The sequence below is a fragment of the Novosphingobium sp. KN65.2 genome, assembly GCF_001368935.1.
Lineage (GTDB): Bacteria > Pseudomonadota > Alphaproteobacteria > Sphingomonadales > Sphingomonadaceae > Novosphingobium > Novosphingobium mathurense.
Map to the genome: position 1 here is coordinate 1 of NZ_CCBH010000225.1, position 4,967 is coordinate 4,967.

The following is a 4,967-nucleotide window of genomic DNA, read 5'->3' on the forward strand; positions in this document are numbered from 1 at the left end:
AGCCACCACGTCTCATTCCAGCGATACGCCTCGACGGCCTCGGCCCAGAGTTGATCGCGATGCTCGGCGATCCAGTCGAGATCGGCCTTGCGCACGAAGACGGGCCAGTATCGCCGATTGCCGGTGGCGTCGGTGAAATAGCCTGTTTCAGATGGGTTGATCGTCCCGAAGAATATGCACTGGCGGGGATGCTCGGACGCCATCTTCGCGTAGGGAAGGACCACGCGGTCGGACTTCATGGAGAGCAGCCCCTTGACCGTGTTCTCGTCCTTGCGCGTGATGGCGATGAACTCGGCCAGCTCGACGCACCATGCCCCCATCATCGACATGACCATCTTGTTATGCTGGTCGAACAGGTTGACGGACTCGGCTGTGAATTCCTCGCCGAACAGCGTGGCGATGGCCGATGACTTGCGTATGCCCTGCTCACCTTCGAGGATGAGCACGGTATCGACCTTGCAGCCCGGCTTGAAGGCGCGGGCAACGGCAGCGATCAGCGTCTTGCGCCCGATGATGGCGGTGAAGTCGTTGGCGTCGGCGCCCATGCAATCGGTGAGCCATCGATCGATGCGATCCACACCGTCCCATTTCAAACTGTTCAGGTACTCGCGGACCGGGTGATAGGGGTTGCGCTTGGCGTGGGCCATGACCGCAGGCAGCACATCGCCGACGTTCGGCTCGAACTGGTGCGCCTCAAGGATCAGGCGGACCGCTATCAGGTCGCTGTCCTCGATCGGGTGGCCGTTCCATTCAGCGCGATAGGCCAGCTCGTTCCAGCGGATCTTGTCGCCGAACTCGCGCAGGTTTTCGAGGTGAAGCATCAGGTTGGTGATGCTCTTCTTCACGCCCTGCTTGCTGGTCTGCAGCTTACCCTTCCATGCCTGCAGATCGAATACGTTATCTGTCGGTTCCGCCATCATGCTGTGCCTCCCCTGGCTCTGGGCAGTCTGGCGGCGCGCAGGATTGCCTTGTTTATGATCGTCGGGTTGAGCCCGAAGCATTGAATATCGGTCGGCATGGCAGACGGGTGCCAGCGGATGTCCGCCGTTGCCCCGATCACCAGACCACCCGGGATTTCGTCACGCTCGGCCGGTGCGATGTGCCACAGGCCCTTGGCAGCGTTCTGGCGCTGCACGGCGAACTGCGCGCGCTTGGCCGCCCATTGCTGGAAGAAGCGCCGAGGCGAGGAAAACAGGCCGTTGGCTTCCTCGGTCATGTGGCCGACGATCTGCGGCGTCGGATCGCCCACGACTTCGGCTGCATCCTTGCCGGGGTGCCACTCGATCACCGTCTCGATGCCGAGCCAGTTGTGGTCGGGCTCGTCGAACAGGCGCGGTGCCGGGTAGGCGGCAAGGATGTGCCCGGCCGGGTGGCGGCGAAACGGTGCGCAGGCATAGATCGCGCCCGTGTCAGACTTGCGTATGCCGAGGGCGGAATAGACGGAATCGTGCATCGGCGGGCAGCGCCACCATGTCTTGGCCGGCGTGTCTTTCGACAGGGCATACCAATAGGCCGAGAATTCGTTTGTCTGGTCTGGCTCACCCATCGAGCAGGCCCTCCTGCATGAGGCGATCGCGCACATCGTCCGGAGACCACGCAGCAAAAGCGATGGCGCCCGCGCGCTCCTGGGCTCGGCAGAACTTGACCTGTGCGGGCTTGAGGCGGTCGCGGCCGATCTTGGCGTCGATCCACACGGCACGGCCCTTGATGGTCGCGGCGATGTCGAGCGCGCCCTTCGTCCCGAACTTCGCCGGTCGGCCATCGCGGGTATAGAGCAGGCCGGGCGTGTCGACAGGAACGGAGACGCCGCCGATCTCGGAGATGAACAGGCGGATTTCGTTTACGAGGTCGGTGTGGGGCTGGCTCATACGACCACCACCACGCGTTCAGCGGCACGAGTGACAGCCGTGTAAAGCCAGTTCGCCTTTGCCTCGCGGAAAGCGCCGCTCTCGTCGAAGATGATGACACTATTCCATTGCGAGCCTTGGCTCTTGTGGCAGGTGATCGCCCACCCGAAGGTGAATTCCTCGCATTCACGCCGCTCACGCCAGTCGAGCGAAGCCTCGGTGCCGTTGAAGAACTCCTCGAACACCTTGACGCTGACCGGATCGCGCTGCTCATCGAGTGAAGAGACGTTCATGTCGATGCGTCCCATCTTGTCCTCGACGCTATCGACATCCCATAACCCCCCGTTGAAGAGGTGCTTTTCACGGTCATTGCGTAGGCAGATCAGGCGGTCGCCAGTTGTCGGGTGCCAAGGGTACGCAGTTCCGCACAGGCCCTTGAGTGTGCGAATTCGGCGATTAAAGGCGACGCGTGTGCGATTGAGGCCGCAGAGCAATTGATCGGCGGACATCACCATCTCGCGCATCGCGTCCTGCCCGACATCATCGCGATTGATGACGGCGCTCTCGCCATATTTACCGCGGCGCAGTCGGTTCCCCTCGCGAATGTCCATCGACATGCGAATGATGGGATTGTCCTGTGCCTGCCGGTGTACCTCTGTCAGCATCACGTCTGGCGCGGCATTGATGAAGAAGCCTTCCCCTTTCACTGGCGGAAGCTGCGCCGGGTCACCAAGGACAAGAACTGGCTTTCCGAAACTCAAGAGATCGCGCGCCAGATCCTCTCCGACCATCGACACCTCATCGATCACGATCAACTTGGCGTCAGAAATATCACTCTCGTGGTTGAGCACGAATTCAACCGCGCCGGTCTTATCGTCGACCTGGGGTTTGTAGATCAGCGAGTGAATCGTCGAGGCGCCTTCACAACCCTTTTTGCGCAGTTGCAGCGCCGCTTTTCCGGTAAAGGCGGCGTATAGGACCGTTCCTCCCACTGTGTCAGCGAGTTGCTTCGCCAGCGTGGTCTTGCCGGTTCCAGCGTAGCCGAACAGGCGGAAGACCTGTTTGCGCTTCGGATCTGCAAGCCATGTGCGCACGTCACGAATGGCCGCTTCCTGTTGTGGGGACCAACTCATGCAGCGGCACTCCGGCCTTGCGAGGATCGAACGCGCATCATCTGGTGCGCCCATCCCGGCTTGTATCCGCGCTCACGAGCGATGCGCTGGAAGTCCTCAAGCGTTTTAGCTTTGCCGACTTCGCGGCGTTGCGCCCGCTTGGCTTCGTCGCGCCGCACCTCCTCAAGAACCCCATCGACGACCTCGATCTCGCGTGCCTTCACCTCAACGGCATGACCGCATTGCGGGCACTTGGGCGCGGGTCGATAGACGAAGTAGCATTCTTCGCAGGTGCGCACCGGCACCTCGCTCGGCGCCGCGCGCTTCTTCTTTTCGCGGTCCGCCAGATCCCATTCGCGGGCATCGTCAGGCAGGCCGTGGAGCAGGCTGTTTCCGGCATGATCGAGGATGATCGCCTCGGCCTTGCCCTCTGCCGGACGAAGCGCGCGGCCGACCTGCTGCAGGTGCAGGCTAAGTGATTTCGTGGGGCGCAGGAGGATCGCCGCCTCGATTGCGGGGACGTCGAAGCCTTCGCCGAACAGGTCCGCATTCGAAAGGATCAGCGTTTGCCCGCTGCGGAAGCGTTCGACTGCGCCGTCACGCTCAGCCACGCTCATCGAGCCATCGACATGCTCGGCGGGGATTCCTGCGGCAATGAACTGCGCCGCGATGTGCTTGCTGTTCTCGACACCGGCAGCAAAGGCAACGGCACGCTTCCCCGCGCACAGGCGTTTGTAGTGCCCGATAGCGTCGCCGACGATCTGCGGCTTGTCCATGGCAGCGGAAAGGGCCGAGCGGTGAAAGTCGCCCGCCACTGTGCCGACGCCAGAAAGATCGGGCATGGCGGGCGCGAAAAGGCGGTAGCGGGAGAGCGATCCCTGCTCGATCAGTTCGCCGGTCGTCGGGCCAAGCACCATGTGCTCGAACCAGTTGCCAAGGCCGACGCCATCGAGCCGCCACGGCGTTGCGGTGAGGCCGAGCACCCGGGCGCGCGGGAAGTGTTCGAATATCGCCTGCCACGATGCCGAACCGATGTGGTGCGCTTCGTCGAAGACGATCAGGTCAGGCGCCGGAAGTTCGTCGAGGCGACGAATGATCGTCTGCACGCTCGCGACCTGCACCCGGGCATAGGGGTTCGAGACATGACCGGCCTGCACCGTGCCATGCGGGATATTGAGAGAATGGAAGGTCTGGCTTGCCTGGCTCAGCAGCTCACGCCGATGGACCAGCCACCACGTCACATTTCCCTTTGCCGATGCCCCATGCACGATCGTCGAGGCGGTCATCGTCTTCCCCGCACCAGTCGGCATGCATAGGAGCACGGCGCGCAGGCGTTGCGCGTAGGCGGCCCGGCTTTCCTCGATGACGCGTGCCTGATATTCGCGTAGCTGGATCATGCGGCCATCTCCATCGGCGGCTTTGTCCAGCGGCGAGGGGTCGCAACAGGCGGCAGCTTGAAGCCGGACCAGCCTTCCTCGAATTGCGGGGCTTCGACCTTGCTCTCAAGGTTGCGAAGATGACGATCAGATAGCAGCACCGAGAAGAACTCAGGCGGTTGCCATGTCGTTTCGGACACGAACGGCGGCAACTCGTCGGCATAGCGCCCGAGCGTTTCCAGAAAGCCGTCGAAGTCTTGCATCGCTTTCGAGAACTTGCCGGTGCCCTGCACGCCATAGATCGCAGTAGAGTGATCGCGACCACCGACCTGCCGACCGATGAAAGGCCACGAATATTCCCACTCGCGGGCCACAAGGTAGATAGCCGCACGAATGGCGCAGTACGCCTGATAGCGCTTCGGCCCCTTGATTTCGCTCTCGGGGATATTGGTGAGCCGCGAGGCGATGGTGATCATGTCTGCGATACGAGGCTTCATGCGGCTTGCTCCTGTGCCTGACCGGCGCATTGCTGCGCGACGAGATGGCCGAGACCGAGCCGCTCGGCCTCGCGCTCGAGCATGCGCAGCTTGAGGCGTGTCGCCGCGAGTTGGCGCGGCAGGTACTTGCGGCGG

The 4,967-nt window shown here is 62.5% G+C and carries 6 protein-coding genes; all 6 read right to left on the reverse strand.

Translation table 11 applies throughout. The annotated features are described in order from the left end of the window. Positions 1 to 920 (reverse strand): virulence-associated E family protein (locus tag SPHV1_RS23690; protein WP_197277799.1); only part of this gene is annotated, 920 nt, incomplete at its 3' end. Further along, complete coding sequence (locus SPHV1_RS23695) at positions 917 to 1,546, reverse strand: hypothetical protein (protein WP_054948458.1); 630 nt, start codon at positions 1,544 to 1,546, stop codon at positions 917 to 919. The genes SPHV1_RS23690 and SPHV1_RS23695, both read right to left, overlap by 4 nt. After that, positions 1,539 to 1,868: a hypothetical protein gene (locus tag SPHV1_RS23700; RefSeq protein ID WP_054948459.1), complete on the reverse strand. Its 330-nt coding sequence runs from the start codon at positions 1,866 to 1,868 to the stop codon at positions 1,539 to 1,541. The genes SPHV1_RS23695 and SPHV1_RS23700 overlap by 8 nt, the downstream gene beginning before the upstream one ends. Then, positions 1,865 to 3,034: an ATP-dependent RecD-like DNA helicase gene (locus SPHV1_RS23705; RefSeq protein WP_231634844.1), complete on the reverse strand. Its 1,170-nt coding sequence runs from the start codon at positions 3,032 to 3,034 to the stop codon at positions 1,865 to 1,867. Before SPHV1_RS23705 ends, SPHV1_RS23700 begins: the two co-directional genes overlap by 4 nt. Beyond that, on the reverse strand, positions 2,977 to 4,356 hold the full coding sequence (locus SPHV1_RS23710; protein WP_054948461.1) for a DEAD/DEAH box helicase: 1,380 nt from the start codon (positions 4,354 to 4,356) through the stop codon (positions 2,977 to 2,979). Before SPHV1_RS23710 ends, SPHV1_RS23705 begins: the two co-directional genes overlap by 58 nt. Then, complete coding sequence (locus SPHV1_RS23715) at positions 4,353 to 4,811, reverse strand: helix-turn-helix domain-containing protein (protein ID WP_197277800.1); 459 nt, start codon at positions 4,809 to 4,811, stop codon at positions 4,353 to 4,355. The genes SPHV1_RS23710 and SPHV1_RS23715 overlap by 4 nt, the downstream gene beginning before the upstream one ends. Positions 4,812 to 4,967 lie beyond the last annotated feature (156 nt).